Consider the following 12526-nt stretch of genomic DNA (forward strand, 5'->3'; position numbering starts at 1 on the left):
TAGGGGTACAGGGGAATCGGTCCAGTATCCCACGGGGCGTAAAGCCGTTTTCGCGCTACGGGGGGTAGCTGGGAGAATGGTCGGTAACCCACCGGGAACCGACAGACGAGAGAAGGACGTGCCGACCGTGGCCGAGAGTCAGACCAGCACCGAGACCGACTGGGTCTCCCGCTTCGCGGACGATGTCATCGCCGAATCGGAGCGTCGTGCGCCTGGCAAACCGGTCGTCGTCGCCTCCGGCCTGTCACCGTCCGGCCCGATCCACCTGGGCAACCTCCGCGAGGTCATGACCCCGCACCTGGTCGCGGACGAGATCCGGCGCCGCGGGTACACCGTGCGCCACCTGATCTCCTGGGACGACTACGACCGCTACCGCAAGGTCCCGAACGGGGTCCCGGGCGTGGACGAGTCCTGGGCCGAGCACATCGGCAAGCCGCTGACCTCGGTGCCCGCCCCGGCCGGATCCGCGTATCCGAACTGGGCCGAGCACTTCAAGGCCGCCATGACCGCCGCCCTGGACGAGCTGGGCGTCGAGTACGACGGGATCAGCCAGACCGAGCAGTACACGGCCGGCGCCTACCGCGAGCAGATCCTGCACGCCATGAAGCACCGCGCCGACATCGACGCCGTCCTCGACCGCTACCGGACCAAGAAGGACCCGGCGGCCCAGGCCAAGGGCGGCAAGAAGCCGCAGCAGAAGAAGGTCGACGAGGCCGAGCTGGAGGCCGCCGAGGGCTCCGGCGCCGCCGCCGAGGACGACGGCAGCGGCAACAGCGCCGGCTACTTCCCGTACAAGCCCTACTGCGGCAACTGCGAGAAGGACCTCACCGTCGTCACCTCCTACGACGACGACACCACCGAGCTGAACTACACCTGCTCGGCCTGCGGCTTCGCCGAGACGGTCCGGCTCAGCGAGTTCAACCGCGGCAAGCTGGTCTGGAAGGTCGACTGGCCGATGCGCTGGGCGTACGAGGGCGTGATCTTCGAGCCCAGCGGCGTCGACCACTCCTCGCCCGGCTCCTCCTTCGTCGTCGGCGGCCAGATCGTCCGCGAGGTCTTCGACGGCGTGCAGCCCATCGGGCCCATGTACGCCTTCGTCGGCATCTCCGGCATGGCCAAGATGTCCTCCAGCAAGGGCGGGGTCCCCACCCCGGCCGACGCGCTGAAGATCATGGAGGCGCCGCTGCTGCGCTGGCTCTACGCGCGCCGCAAGCCCAACCAGTCGTTCAAGATCGCCTTCGACCAGGAGATCCAGCGGCTGTACGACGAGTGGGACTCGCTGGTCCGCAAGGTCGAGGACGGCACGGTGCTCCCCGCCGACGCCGCCGCGTACTCGCGGGCCGTCCGCACGGCGGCCGGGGAGCTTCCGGGCACCCCGCGCCCCCTCCCGTACCGGACGCTCGCCTCGGTCGCGGACATCACGGCCGGCGCCGAGGACCAGACGCTGCGCATCCTGACCGAGCTGGACCCGGAGAACCCGCTGACCTCGCTGGACGAGGCGCGCCCGCGTCTCGACCGGGCCGAGAACTGGATCACCACCCAGGTCCCGGCCGAGGCCCGCACCATCGTCCGCGACGAGCCCGACAAGGAGCTGCTGGGCTCGCTCGACGACCAGGGCCGCGACTCGCTGCGCCTCCTCCTGGAGGGGCTGGACACGCACTGGTCCCTGGACGGGCTCACCACGCTCGTCTACGGCGTGCCGAAGGTGCTGGCGGGGCTGGAGCCGGACGCCAAGCCGACGCCCGAGCTGAAGGCCGCCCAGCGGTCGTTCTTCGTGCTGCTCTACCGCCTGCTCGTCAGCCGCGACACGGGGCCGCGGCTGCCCACGCTGCTGCTCGCGGTGGGGGCGGACCGGGTGCGCAAGCTGCTGGGCGCGTAGGCGCGCACACCGCACGGCGAAGGGCCGCCGCCCGGGAGGGAATCCCGGGCGGCGGCCCTTCGCCGTGCGGTGCTTGTGGTGTCAGCCCGCCGCGGCCTCGTCCTCGTCGACGAAGGTACGCAGCCAGGAGCGGAACTCCGGTCCCAGGTCCTCGCGTTCGCAGGCGAGGCGGACGATGGCGCGCAGGTAGTCGCCCCGGTCGCCGGTGTCGTAGCGGCGGCCCTTGAAGACGACGCCGTGCACCGGGCCGCCGATCTTCTCGTCCGCCGCGAGCGTCTGGAGGGCGTCGGTGAGCTGGATCTCGCCGCCGCGCCCCGGCTCGGTCTGCCGCAGCACGTCGAAGACGGCCGGGTCCAGGACGTACCGGCCGATGATCGCGTAGTTGGACGGCGCGTCGGCCGGGGCCGGCTTCTCCACCAGGTCGGTGACCTTGACGACGTCGCCGTCCTCGGTGGTCTCCACGGCGGCGCAGCCGTAGAGGTGGATCTGGGAGGGCTCGACCTCCATGAGCGCGACGACGCTGCCGCCGTGCCGCTCCTGGATCTCGATCATGCGGGCCAGCAGGGGGTCGCGCGGGTCTATGAGGTCGTCGCCCAGCAGCACGGCGAAGGGCTGGTCGCCCACGTGCGGGGCGGCACAGAGCACGGCGTGACCGAGGCCCTTGGGGTCGCCCTGGCGGACGTAGTGCGTGGTCGCCAGCGAGCTGGACTCCTGCACCCGCGCGAGCCGGTCGGCGTCGCCCTTCTTCTGGAGGGCCGACTCCAGCTCGTAGTTGCGGTCGAAGTGGTCCTCCAGGGCGCGCTTGTTGCGGCCGGTGATCAGGAGGACGTCCTCGAGACCGGCGGAAGCGGCCTCCTCGACCACGTACTGGATCGCCGGCTTGTCGACGACCGGCAGCATCTCCTTCGGGGTCGCTTTCGTGGCCGGCAGGAACCGGGTGCCCAGGCCCGCGGCAGGGATGACGGCCTTGGTGATGCTGGTGTGCATGGTGTGGATTCCCCGAGGTGTGGTGGAGATGGGCGTGCGCCACGGGCGCCGCCGCGCTGGGCGGCATCCCTGGTGCGTCCGGCGGCAGGATCACCGCTGTGACCTCATACCTCATATGAACATATAAATGATGATGAGCTGATGCGAAGACGGACGATACAGGAGAAGCCTGGCCCTCCTTCGCGGGTCGCCCCTCCGGCCGGCCGCGGCAAAGCCGTCATCAGCAACCGACCCGCGGGCCTGCGAGATGGTTGCGCACACCTCGTGAACGTGATGTACGCCATGCCGACCCGGGGTGGCTTTCAGAGGGCGCGCAGCTGTACGTCGGGTGCTCTGCCCGGCCGCACGACAGGCGCCCTGGCCGGCCGTACGTACGTCAGGCGCTCTGGTCGGCCGTCGCCTGCGCCGGGACGTACGCCTTCCTGAACTCCGGCATCAGACGCTGGAGAAGCTCGGTCGAGCGGGGGTGCCGTACGTTGCGGGTGTCCGCGAGGTGGATGTCCAGGATCTCCACGCTCGGGTACTGACCCTCCTGGTCCGTGTACGCGGAGAACACCTCGAAGGCCAGGTCGGCGTACTCCGCGTCCTCCTGGGGCCACTCCTCCAGCTGCGGGGCCTCCTCGGGACCGGGTTCCGGGACGCGGGCCGCCTCGGGGGCCTGCGCGTGGATCTGGGGGCGCTCCTCCTGGCGGGGGTGCGGGACCGCGCCGATCGTGCCGACGTCACCGAGCGGGCGGGTGCGGCCGGGGCCCAGGGGGACGGCGGCGGGCGCGGGCTCCAGGCCCTCGGTGTACTCGGGGTCGTACGCGCTGGAGTGCGGCCCCTCCGGAAGCTTCTGCGCGGCGAACCAGGGGCTGTCGTGGGTGGGCGGGACCTGGGGGGTTTCCGGGACCTGCGGGGATTCCGGGGCGACCGGGGTCTGCGGGGCGGTCTGGGGCTGAGAGGCGGCGGGGGCCTGGGCGGCCTGCTCGACGGGGTGGTGGTGCTGTTGCTGGGGCGCCTGCTTCTGGAGTGACATGGGCTGCTGGTGCTGCTGGTGCTGCTGGTGCTGCTGGTGCTGCTGTGCCTGGGCCTGCGGCTGGGCCTGGATCTGCCCCTGCTGCTCCTGCTCCTGCTGGGGGTCGTACGACAGCTCCGGCCGCTCCGGCAGTTCGGCCTTCGGGGCGGGCGGCAGCAGGGCCGGTTCGATGCCGGCGGCGGCGAGCCCGGCCGGGGCGGTCTCGGCGAGGGGGACGCCGTACTTCGCCAGCCGCAGCGGCATCATCGACTCGACCGGGGCCTTGCGGCGCCAGTTGCGGCCGAACCGGGCCTGGAGGCGCGCCTGGTAGATCAGCCGCTCCTGTTCGAGCTTGATGACCTGCTCGTAGCTGCGCAGCTCCCACAGCTTCATGCGCCGCCACAGCTTGAACGTCGGTACGGGGGAGAGCAGCCAGCGGGTGAGGCGCACGCCCTCCATGTGCTTGTCCGCCGTGATGTCCGCGATCCGGCCCACCGCGTGGCGGGCCGCCTCCACGGAGACGACGAACAGGACCGGGATCACCGCGTGCATCGCGGTGCCGAGCGGATCGGGCCAGGAGGCGGCCCCGTTGAACGCGATGGTCGCGGCGGTCAGCAGCCACGCGGTCTGGCGCAGCAGCGGGAACGGGATCCGCATCCAGGTGAGCAGGAGGTCCAGGGCGAGGAGGACGCAGATGCCCGCGTCGATGCCGATCGGGAAGACCAGGGAGAACTGGCCGAACCCCTTGGCCTCGGCCAGCTCGCGCACGGCCGCGTAGGAGCCCGCGAACCCGATCGCGGCGATGATCACCGCACCGGCGACGACGATCCCGATGAGTATCCGGTGCGTGCGTGTCAGCGGTATGGCGGCCACCGGCGCTCCCCTCCCCGACTTCTTCTCTCCCGGACCGGCATCCATGTCCGGCGCTGGCACAGCCTGGCACATGTGTGCGAGTTCCGTTGCGCGGGGAGGGAGAAGGCCGGCCCTCGGCGGAGGGCCGGGCTCCGGAAAAACGCCGCACGGCCTGGGAGTTCGGCTTCCCGGGCCCGCTCAGGTCACGACTTGGGCGTGGCCTCGGCGTCGTCCTTCTTCTCGTCGGACTTGCCGTCTGACGCGCCGTCGGTCTTCGCGGCCTCGGCGGTCTTGCCGACCGCGGCGACCGCTTCCTTCGCCGCCTTCCGGGCGTCCTCGAGGATGTCGGCGGCGGACGGGGTCTTCGCCCCCGCGAAGCCCGCGCCGTTGTACGTCAGGGTGACGACGACATTGCCCGTACGGGCGACGACCGTGCTGTTCTCGAACTTCTCGTCCGACTTGTCGAGGCCGTACGTGATCGCCGTCGCCTCGTCGCCGATGCCGGCGGCGTCGGCGGTGGCGACCTTCTGCGCGCCCTCGCTCGCCTTCTCCTTGGCGACCTGCTTCGTGTAGTCCTCGGCGGCGCGGTCGGCGCCGCTGCCCAGCGACTGGTCGGAGTCGAAGCGGGTGAAGGCGACGGAGAGCCAGCGGTACTGCGAGCCCTTGACGCCGTTGTCCTTCAGACCGTTCCACGAGCAGCTGCCGCGCACCGAGAGGTCGCTGGAGCGGCCCGCCGTGCCGCCCTTCTTCTTGGCGTCGGGCACCAGGTCCTCGATCGTGCCCTTCCCGATCGAGGAGCAGGCGTCGGGCAGGTCGCCGAACTTCGCCGGCTCGACCGCGGGCTTCGTCGGCTCGGTGGTGGCGGCGCCGGACGACGAGGAGTCCGCACTCTTCTTGGCGTCGGAGCCGGAGCCGGAGTCCGACGAGCAGCCGACGGCGACGAGCATCACCGGGACGGCGGCGCAGGCGAGGATGCGGGACAGGCGCGGAGCTGAACGGTGCATGGTTCCTTCACTCGGATGGCACGGAGGTCTCGGTCGTGGAGGCTCGGTCGGTATGTCTGCGTCGGTACGTCTCTGTCGGTACGTCTTCAGGGGAGCCACGTTACGACGGACGACGGTTTCCCGGCGCCCCGGTCGCCGATGGCCCCCGGCCCCGGGAGCGGCTCTACCCGCTGATCACCTCGGCCAGCTTCCGGGCCAGTGACCGGGCCTTTTCCTGCAGTTCCCTGCTGTCGGGCACCTTGGTGACGAGGGTCGGCTGCTCGCCGTACCGGACGGTCACGAGCACATTCGATGTGCGGAATACCACGCTCACCGTGCGGTGCTGTGCGGTGGAACCTGCCCGGGTGAGGAGATCGTCCAGGAATGCGGCATCTCCGAGCCCGCCGAGCACCCGCGGCCGGAGGTCCTCGTCGCCGCTGCCGGACGGGCTCGGGTCACCGGAGGCGGTGGCCGAGGCGGAGGCGGACGGGGAGGGTGCGGCGGAGGAAGAAGCGGAGGAGGACGCAGAGGGGTCCGCCGAGCCCTGGTCGTCACCGGGCTTCGATGTCCTCTTCTCCTTCTCCTCTCCTTCCGCACTCGCCGTCGCGCCCTTGCCCTTCTCCGGGGACCCGCCGCCCGTCCCCGGCAGCTCGGCCGCGTTCTCCTTCTTCACGTACAGGGCGCGGGCGCGGTCCTCGTCGCTGACGGCGGGGTCGTACGACACGACGCGCTCGAAGTCGATCGTCAGGTTGCGGGAGGAGTCCGGCGCGGTGGACTTCCAGCGGCAGCCGACCTTGCGATCGGTGTCGTACGTGATGGTCGCCGCCCCGCGGAGCGCCTTCTCCTGCTGCTGCCGGGACAGCTGGGCGATGCCCGGCAGCAGGTCCTTGAGCGTGGAGTCCGGCACGGCCCGGCAGGGCGCGGGCAGCGTGCGGTACTTGCCCGGGGGCGCGGTGGTCACGGCGGGGTTGCCCGGCTTGCTGTCGGCGTCGCTCGCGCCGCCGCCGGAGCCGGCGCTGCAGCCGACCGCGAGCGCCGCGAGGAGTGCGACGCCGGGTACGTAGGCCATGTGTCGCACCGTCCCAGGCTCCCTTCGGTACGGAAAAACGTGTTGCCGCCGAGAGGCGGCCGATGGACACAATGTGTATCGCACGCGCCGCTGTGAATGCCGGTCGGCCGACTTGTTTGCCGACCTTGGCACCGGTTTTGCGCTTTCAGTCTTTTCGGGGGAATCGCGGGGGAATCGAGGAGCTATGTCGTACGTAGAGGTACCGGGGGCGAAGGTCCCCATCCGGATGTGGACCGACCCGGCGTCCGTCGAGGACGTGGCGATGCAGCAGCTGAGGAACGTCTCCACGCTGCCCTGGATCAAGGGTCTCGCCGTCATGCCGGACGTCCACTTCGGCAAGGGGGCCACGGTCGGTTCGGTGATCGCGATGCAGGGCGCGGTCTGCCCGGCCGCGGTCGGGGTCGACATCGGCTGCGGGATGTCCGCGGTCAGGACGTCCCTGACGGCGAACGACCTCCCCGGCGACCTGTCACGGCTGCGCTCCAAGATCGAGCAGGCCATTCCGGTGGGCCGCGGGATGCACGACGAGACCGTGGACCCGGGGCGGCTGCACGGGTTCCCGACGGCCGGATGGGACGACTTCTGGGGGCGGTTCGACGGGATCGCGGAAGCGGTCAAGTTCCGTCAGGAGCGTGCCACGAAGCAGATGGGAACGCTCGGCTCGGGCAACCACATGATCGAGTTCTGTCTCGACAGTGCCGGGAGCGTGTGGCTGATGCTCCACTCCGGCTCCCGGAACATCGGCAAGGAACTGGCCGAGCACCACATCGGGATCGCGCAGAAGCTGCCGCACAACCAAGGCATCATCGACCGGGACCTGGCGGTGTTCATCTCGGACACTCCGCAGATGGCCGACTACCGGAACGATCTGTACTGGGCGCAGGAGTATGCCAAGTACAACCGCGCGATCATGATGGCGCTCTTCAAGGACGTGGTCCGCAAGGAGTTCAAGAAGGCGAAGCCGGTCTTCGAGCAGGAGATCTCCTGCCACCACAACTACGTGGCGGAGGAGCGGTACGACGGCGCCGACCTGCTGGTCACCCGTAAGGGAGCGATCCGCGCGGGCTCCGGTGAGTACGGCATCATCCCCGGCTCGATGGGCACCAGTTCGTACATCGTCAAGGGTCTCGGCAACGAGAAGGCGTTCAACTCGGCCTCCCACGGAGCCGGTCGCCGGATGAGCCGGAACGCGGCCAAGCGCCGCTTCACCGTGCGGGACCTGGAGGAGCAGACGCGGGGCGTGGAGTGCCGCAAGGACTCCGGCGTCCTGGACGAGATCCCGGCCGCGTACAAGCCGATCGAGCAGGTCATGGAGCAGCAGCGCGACCTGGTCGAGGTGGTCGCGAAGCTCAAGCAGGTCATCTGCATCAAGGGGTGAGCTGCTGAGGCGCTGCGGTGAGGGGCCCGTCGTCGTGGGTGGCGGCGGGTCCCTCACCGTCCTTCCAGGCGTCTACGGGGCGGGCCCCTCACCGTCCTTCCAGGCGTCTACGGGGCGGGCCCCTCACCGCCCTCCGGGGCGTCTACGGGCCAGGCGGAAGGTCCTCGGGGCACCGCACCTGTCCGGTCCTGAGCCGCCAGAGACGTACCGAACAGGAAGCCTCACTGCGGCCCAGCTCGGCAGCTGCCGCGGCGGTGTCCTCCGAGCCCAGCAGGGTGCGGTCCTCCCACGGTTTCCAGCGGCGGCCCGGCGGACGGACGCGCATGGTCGCGGGGCGTTCCCAGGAGGGCAGGGAAGCGGCCGCCGTGCTCTTGCGGGCGAGGGAGAGGCAGTCCGGGTAGTAGAGGTGCCCGGCCAGCTGGACCGCCGCCTCCTTCGTGTAGACGACGTTGTAGACCCCGTCGCGGGTGTTGCGCCCGATCCGGCGTGCGGTTCCCGTGACGGCCTTGGCGTACCGGCAGAGGTAGGCGCCGACGGCGGCGCTCGCGGTGGTCAGCGAGACGAACGGCAGTCCCTGTCCCGTGTAGCCGATGGATCCGTCCGCGTCGATGATCCCGCGCAGATAGTCGCGGCGGGAGAACTCCACCCGGGGCGGGGTGATCCTCTTCGACTTCCGGCCGTAGGGGAGACCCAGATCGTGGACCTTTGTCCTGGCTTCCCGATCGCAGAGAGTCCAGACGGCTGAGTGGTGCCGCTCCGCGAAATTCGTGGACCGTACGCGCTCGGTGATGCTGCTGTTGTACGGAGTCAGCTGCTGGAACTCGCGGAGGACGGCGATGTCCCGCACGTTGATCTCGACGGAGAGACGGCCTTTGTGCCCGGTGCCTGCCGCGAGATGCCCGTCGGCCTGGAGGAAGCCGAACATGTAGGCGTAACACGGGTCTTCGAGATCCATGAAGGCCGGGACAGGGCGGGGCGTCGGTGAGTCTGCTGACGCCGGTGGTGGGGGCGGGGCGGGTGCGAGAGCGCCGATGTCGAAGACCGCGCGCGCGTTAGGGTCGTGTCCAGCCACGGGGAAGCCCTACTTCCTTGGTGGTGAGGCCCTCGGCCGGGACGGGAATCCTGGCCGGGGGCTGCTCTGCGTTCGTTGTGAACGACCCTAGGCAGCGGTTTCGGTGACCGGGCGGGTGATCGACGCTGATCACCCGTACGAGTGGCCGACGAGGTTACGTGGCAGAGGCGGAGCGCCTCAGAGCACGCGGTGCACCTTCGAGTTGGAGGCCTGGGCGCGGGGGCGGACCACCAGGAGGTCGATGTTGACGTGGCTGGGGCGGGTGACGGCCCAGCCGATCGTGTCGGCCACGTCCTCGGCGGTGAGGGGGGCGTCCACGCCCGCGTAGACCTTGGCGGCCTTCTCGGTGTCGCCGCGGAAGCGGGTGGTGGCGAACTCCTCGGTCTTGACCATGCCGGGGGCCACCTCGATCACGCGGACCGGGGTGCCGACGATCTCCAGGCGCAGGGTCTCGGCCAGGACGTGTTCGCCGTGCTTGGCGGCCACGTAGCCGCCGCCGCCCTCGTAGGAGGAGAGCGCGGCGGTGGAGGAGAGGATCACGATGGTGCCGTCGCCGCTCGCGGTCAGGGCGGGGAGCAGGGCCTGGGTGACGTTGAGGGTGCCGATGACGTTCGTCTCGTACATCTGGCGCCAGTCGTCCGGGTCGCCGGTCGCCACCGGGTCCGCGCCCAGTGCGCCGCCCGCGTTGTTGACGAGGAGGGCCAGCGAGCGGAACGCGGTGGCGAACTCGTCGACGGCCGCGCGGTCGGTCACGTCCAGGGCGTAGGCCGTCGCCTCGTGGCCGGCCTCGACGATCTCGGCGGCGAGCGCCTCGATGCGGTCCTTGCGGCGCGCGGTGAGCACGACCCGGAAGCCGGCCGCGGCCAGGGTGCGGGCGGTCGCGGCGCCGATGCCGCTGCTCGCGCCGGTGACGACGGCGATGGGGGTGGCGGTCATGGCGATCTCCTTGGGCAGTTGATCGGTAACGGGAAAAGGATAGGCAGCCGTTGCCCGCCCGGTCTGCCCCGCCTCCACGGACCGGACGGACGGGGACCGGACGGGGGCGGAGAGCTTCCGTCGTGGGCTGTGCGGGTGGGGGAGAGCGCGTCGGACTCGTCCTTTAATAGGGTTAATCGCCCTTATCGGTATCTTCCGACCATGGGACTGACGCGTAGAGGACTGCTGATGCCGTTGTCCGCCGCCGCGGCGATGGCGGCGACGATGACCGTACTGGTGGCGGCCGCCGTGCCGGAGGCCGCCGCCTCACCCGAGACCCGCCGCGAGGCCCCGGTCGGCCGTGCGGCCTCGGCCGCCCCGGCCGCCGAAGCCGTGCCGGTCGTGGACGCCGTCCCGGCTGCCGGAGCCGTGGAGGCCGCCCCGGACGTCCCCGCTGCCCCGGCCGTCCCCGCCGCTCCCGCGCCCTCGGCGGATCTCGCCCACCACGGGTACGTCTCCGTCTGGGGCGACCACGTCGCGATCCGCATCCGGAGCGAGAACCTGGGCCCCTCCGACGTCGCCGCCTCGACCGTACGGCTGCGCTTCTCCGAGCCGCTCGCCGTACGGCAGGAGCTGCCGCACGGCTGCCTCCGGAGCGGCCGGGCCACCGTGCTCTGCGAGACCGGCGGGCTGCGGTCCCGTGGCGGGGCGAGGCAGACCGCGCTCGACCTGCGGATGGCGGGCAGCCACGACGAGGTCGTCGTACGGCTCGACACCGTCTGGAACGGCGGGGCGCGGGACGCCGACCGCACGAACGACGCGCACGAGGTGCTCGCGCCCGCCACGGGAGATGCGTACGCCTTCTGAACCGGTGATCATGGGGCGATGATCGTCGAACGCGCGTATGCCCATGTGGATTCCCCCGATCCGGGGGAGTGGCCCTGGTCGGTGCCGTGCGTACGGCAGTTCCTCGACGAGGGGCTGCGGTTCGAGGCCCCGGTGACCTTCCTCGTGGGGGAGAACGGGTCGGGCAAGTCCACGCTGGTCGAGGCGCTGGCGGAGGGGTTCGGGCTGGACAGCTACGGCGGCTCGGCCGACTGGAAGTACGCGACCTCGCGGGGCAAGTCCCTCCTCGGTGAACGCGTCCGCTTCGACGCCGCGCCCCGGGGACGGCGCATGGCCTACAGCCGGTCCGCGCGCAAGGGGTTCTTCCTGCGCGCGGAGACCGCCCTCGACGCGCTGGAGCGGGAGAGCCTGGAGCCGGACACCCGCAGCCACGGGGAGGGGTTCCTCGCGGCCTTCCGGGAGAAGTTCGTGGTGCCGGGGCTGTACGTCATGGATGAGCCGGAGGCCGCGCTCTCCTTCGCCTCCTGCCTCGAACTCCTCGGGCACATGGACCAGTTGGTGAAGGCGGGCGGCCAGGTGGTGTGCGCCACCCACTCGCCGCTGCTCACCGCGCTGCCGGGCGCGGACATCGTGCAGGTGGGGGAGGGCGGGATGGAGCGGGTGCGGTGGGCGGACCTGGAACTCGTCGACCATTGGCGCCGCTATCTGGCCGACCCGCAGGCGTACCTCCGCCACATCCTGGGGTGAGAGTCGCCCGGGCGGACCTCGACGCATCGTCGGCTGACGGTCACGGCGACTGGCGGTCACGGCTACGCCGCCGCGCCGCCGAACTCCCGTACCGCCTCAGCGACGATCGTCTCCAGATGGCCGTGGTGCGCGCCCCGCCAGTACACCCGGGCGCACTCCGTGCACTGGGCGAACACGTCGTACGCCTGCTGCGTGCCGTGCTCCAGCCGATCGCTCACGGTGTCCTTGTCGGCCCGGGCCAGTGTGCCGTTGCAGGCCGTGCAGCGGGTCCACGGGGCGAGGGCCGGGGCGAAGCGGCCCAGGACGTCGCGCAGCTGCTCCTGGGGGCGGTCGCTGTAGACGTACGCCCCCGCCCAGATCTCCCGGCGGCGCAGCAGCCCGCGGTCCCGGGAGAGCAGGACGCGCCGCTCCCGCGCGGAGAGGGCGGCGAGCGCGGGGTCCCCGATGTCCTCGCTCTCGTACGCCGCGTCCACGCCCAGCAGCCGCAACCGGCGTGCCAGCGTGCCGAGATGGACGTCCAGGAGGAAGCGCAGCGGGGCGCCGGGGACTCGCTGGGGGCGCTCGACCGCGGCGACGTCGATGTGCTCGCCCGCTTCCGGGATGTGCGAGCGGTCCGCCGGGGCGCCGTCCACCAGCAGCGTGCCGGCCTCGGTGAGCGGGATGCCGAGGGACTCGATGACATGGCCGAGGGTGGAGGCGCCGTCGGTGGTGAGCGGCGTGCGGCCCGCGCGGCGCTCATGGGGGACGAAGAGCCGCAGCTCAGGGGCTACTTCGAGGGTGATCTCGGGTCCGTTCACCCGG

Annotated in this window: 11 protein-coding genes; 4 read left to right on the forward strand and 7 right to left on the reverse strand. The window is 71.1% G+C overall.

All coding sequences use genetic code 11. The annotated features are described in order from the left end of the window. The first annotated feature begins 118 nt into the window (after nt 1–118). Nucleotides 119–1879 (forward strand): lysine--tRNA ligase, encoded by a 1761-nt coding sequence (gene lysS / locus DJ476_RS19805; protein WP_053560720.1) that lies wholly within the window; start codon nt 119–121, stop codon nt 1877–1879. Between the two features lie 81 nt (nt 1880–1960). Here lysS and galU read toward each other — a convergent pair whose 3' ends face one another. The 4 genes from galU to DJ476_RS19825 form a co-directional block, all read right to left on the reverse strand. Further along, nucleotides 1961–2866 carry a UTP--glucose-1-phosphate uridylyltransferase GalU gene (galU, locus tag DJ476_RS19810; RefSeq protein ID WP_103420998.1) on the reverse strand — a complete coding sequence of 302 codons (906 nt, stop codon included), beginning with the start codon at nt 2864–2866 and terminating at the stop codon, nt 1961–1963. A gap of 376 nt (nt 2867–3242) precedes the next feature. Beyond that, on the reverse strand, nt 3243–4736 hold the full coding sequence (locus tag DJ476_RS19815; RefSeq protein WP_103421000.1) for a DUF2637 domain-containing protein: 1494 nt from the start codon (nt 4734–4736) through the stop codon (nt 3243–3245). A gap of 182 nt (nt 4737–4918) precedes the next feature. Beyond that, the gene (locus DJ476_RS19820; protein WP_103421002.1) at nt 4919–5719 is read right to left on the reverse strand and encodes a DUF3558 domain-containing protein; all 801 of its coding nucleotides are present in this window, start codon (nt 5717–5719) and stop codon (nt 4919–4921) included. 163 nt (nt 5720–5882) lie between these two features. After that, a complete protein-coding gene (locus tag DJ476_RS19825) occupies nt 5883–6767 on the reverse strand; it encodes a DUF3558 domain-containing protein (RefSeq protein WP_112491168.1) in 885 nt (294 codons plus the stop codon). A gap of 184 nt (nt 6768–6951) precedes the next feature. Between DJ476_RS19825 and DJ476_RS19830 the strand changes: the two genes are divergently transcribed. Continuing rightward, nucleotides 6952–8145, forward strand: a complete 1194-nt coding sequence (locus tag DJ476_RS19830; RefSeq protein WP_103421006.1) for an RtcB family protein — start codon at nt 6952–6954, stop codon at nt 8143–8145. Between the two features lie 142 nt (nt 8146–8287). On the opposite strand, the gene DJ476_RS19835 is transcribed toward DJ476_RS19830, so the two are convergent. Both DJ476_RS19835 and DJ476_RS19840 read right to left on the reverse strand, forming a co-directional pair. Then, nucleotides 8288–9217 carry a hypothetical protein gene (locus DJ476_RS19835; RefSeq protein ID WP_112491169.1) on the reverse strand — a complete coding sequence of 310 codons (930 nt, stop codon included), beginning with the start codon at nt 9215–9217 and terminating at the stop codon, nt 8288–8290. Nucleotides 9218–9394: 177 nt separating this feature from the next. Then, nucleotides 9395–10153 (reverse strand): SDR family NAD(P)-dependent oxidoreductase, encoded by a 759-nt coding sequence (locus tag DJ476_RS19840; protein WP_093749591.1) that lies wholly within the window; start codon nt 10151–10153, stop codon nt 9395–9397. A gap of 201 nt (nt 10154–10354) precedes the next feature. Here DJ476_RS19840 and DJ476_RS19845 point away from each other — a divergent pair, with 201 nt between their 5' ends. After that, complete coding sequence (locus DJ476_RS19845; RefSeq protein ID WP_318294745.1) at nt 10355–10999, forward strand: hypothetical protein; 645 nt, start codon at nt 10355–10357, stop codon at nt 10997–10999. An 18-nt stretch (nt 11000–11017) separates the two neighbouring features. After that, a complete protein-coding gene (locus tag DJ476_RS19850; protein WP_112491171.1) occupies nt 11018–11725 on the forward strand; it encodes an AAA family ATPase in 708 nt (235 codons plus the stop codon). A gap of 62 nt (nt 11726–11787) precedes the next feature. Here DJ476_RS19850 and DJ476_RS19855 read toward each other — a convergent pair whose 3' ends face one another. Continuing rightward, nucleotides 11788–12522 carry a Mut7-C RNAse domain-containing protein gene (locus DJ476_RS19855; RefSeq protein ID WP_112491172.1) on the reverse strand — a complete coding sequence of 245 codons (735 nt, stop codon included), beginning with the start codon at nt 12520–12522 and terminating at the stop codon, nt 11788–11790. Between the last annotated feature and the right edge of the window lie 4 nt (nt 12523–12526).

It is taken from the genome of Streptomyces bacillaris (genome assembly GCF_003268675.1).
Taxonomy (GTDB): Bacteria; Actinomycetota; Actinomycetes; order Streptomycetales; family Streptomycetaceae; genus Streptomyces; species Streptomyces bacillaris.